The sequence below is a fragment of the Acidisphaera rubrifaciens HS-AP3 genome, assembly GCF_000964365.1.
In the GTDB taxonomy this organism is placed as follows: Bacteria; Pseudomonadota; Alphaproteobacteria; order Acetobacterales; family Acetobacteraceae; genus Acidisphaera; species Acidisphaera rubrifaciens.
Genome location: NZ_BANB01000273.1, coordinates 1 through 2,111 on the forward strand (window position 1 = coordinate 1; position 2,111 = coordinate 2,111).

Annotated in this window: 1 protein-coding gene; it reads left to right on the forward strand. The window is 68.4% G+C overall.

Annotated features, from left to right (window positions below; translation table 11 throughout):
* On the forward strand, window positions 1-2,020 hold a 2,020-nt coding region (locus tag B8460_RS09160; RefSeq protein ID WP_048861290.1), incomplete at its 5' end, for an RNA degradosome polyphosphate kinase.
* Window positions 2,021-2,111: the final 91 nt, after the last annotated feature.

The window sequence follows — 2,111 nt, forward strand, 5'->3', positions numbered from 1 at the left end:
AGCAGGGCTGGTGGGGCAGGCCAAGGCGGGCATCACCCTCCGCTCCGCCGACGGTCGCACGCCGGCGGAGCAGCTGGCGGAGATACGCCAGCGCGCGGGCGTGCTGCTGGCCGATCAGCAGCGTGTGTGGCGCCAGCTGCGCGGCCTGCTGCGGCAGGCGGGGGTGGAGGTATGCGAGACGACGCATCTCTCCTCCGAGGACGTGAAGTGGCTCGACGCCTATTTCATGGAACGGGTCTTCCCCGTGCTGACGCCGCTGGCGATCGACCCGGCGCATCCGTTCCCGTTCATCCCCAACATGGGGCTTGTGATCGCGCTGAAGCTGGTGCGCGAGGAGGACGGACAGGCGATGCGGGCGCTGATCCCGCTGCCGGGACAGGTGGACCGCTTCATCCGGCTGCCGGCGGATCAGGGACGCACGATCCGCTTCGTGATGCTGGAAAGCATGGTCCGGCTGTTCATGCACCGGCTGTTCCCCGGCTTCATCGTCACCGGCGAGGGGATGGTGCGGCTGATCCGCGACACCGACGTGGAGTTCGAGGAAGAAGCCGAGGATCTGGTCCGCTCCTACGAGACGGCGCTGAAGCGCCGCAGGCGCGGCGTGGTCATCCATCTCACGCTGTCGGCCGACATGCCCGACGACCTGCGCGACCTGTTCGCCGACGAGCTGGACGCGACCGAGGACGAGATCGAGGTGCATGACGGGCTGCTCGGCGTCGTCGATCTGCGGCAGCTGATCGTGGACGACCGGTCGGACCTGCTGTTCAAGCCCTACACGCCGCGCTTTCCCGAACGCATCCGCGACTTCGCCGGCGACTGCTTCGCCGCCATCCGGGCAAAGGACATCATCGTCCATCATCCGTTCGAGAGCTTCGACGTGGTGGTGCAGTTCCTGCGTCAGGCGGCGCAGGACCCGGCGGTGATCGCCGTGAAACAGACGCTGTACCGCACCAGCCGCGACAGCCCGATCGTCAAGGCGCTGATCGAGGCGGCGGAAGCGGGCAAGAGCGTCACCGCGATGGTGGAGCTGCGCGCCCGCTTCGACGAGGAGGCGAACATCACGCTCGCGCGCCTGCTGGAGGCGGCGGGGGTGCAGGTCGTCTATGGGTTCCGCGCGCTCAAGACGCACGCGAAGCTGTCGCTGGTGGTGCGGCGCGAGGGCGGATCGGTGCGCTCGTACGCGCATTTCGGCACCGGCAACTATCATCCGATCACGGCGCGCATCTACACCGACCTCAGCTTCTTCACCTGCGACCCGTCGCTGACGCGCGACGCGGCGCGGCTGTTCAACTTCATGACCGGCTATGCGCGGCCGGAGCTGATGGATGCGATCGCCTTCAGCCCGCTGACCTTGCGCAGCGTGATCGAGGATCTGATCCGCCGCGAGATCGAGTTCGCGCGCGCCGGCAAGCCCGCGCAGATCTGGCTGAAGATGAACAGCCTCGTCGATGACGGGCTGATCGACCGGCTCTACGAGGCGTCGCGCGCTGGCGTGAAGATCGAATGCGTGGTGCGCGGCATCTGCTGCCTGCGCCCGGGCGTGCCGGGCCTGTCCGAGAACATCCGCGTCCGCTCGATCGTCGGCCGCTTCCTCGAACACAGCCGCATCTGCGCCTTCGGCAACGGCCACGCGCTGCCGCACCGCGACGCGCGGGTCTATATCAGCTCCGCCGACTGGATGGCGCGCAACATGGACTGGCGGGTGGAGACGTTCGTGCCGATCCACAACCCGACCGTCCACGCGCAGGTGCTGGATCAGATCATGGTGGTGAACCTGAAGGACACGCTGCAGACATGGGAGCTGCATGCCGACGGGCAGTGGCAGCGGCTGGAGCCGGGCGACACGCCGATCTCCGCGCATCGCTATTTCATGACCAACCCGTCGCTGTCGGGCCGCGGCTCCGCGCTCCACGGCCCGGCCGAGGGGCAGCACGTGGGCGCGCACATGTTGCCGTCCTATCCACGCCCGCGCGTGATCACCGGGCCGCGGCGGCGGCAGGACCGGGTGAGCCAGGACTGACGCCGCATGTATGACGGTCGTCCGGCCGCGCCCGCGCCGCGCATGGCGGTGGTCGATCTCGGGTCCAATTCCGTGCGCCTCGTCGTGTTCG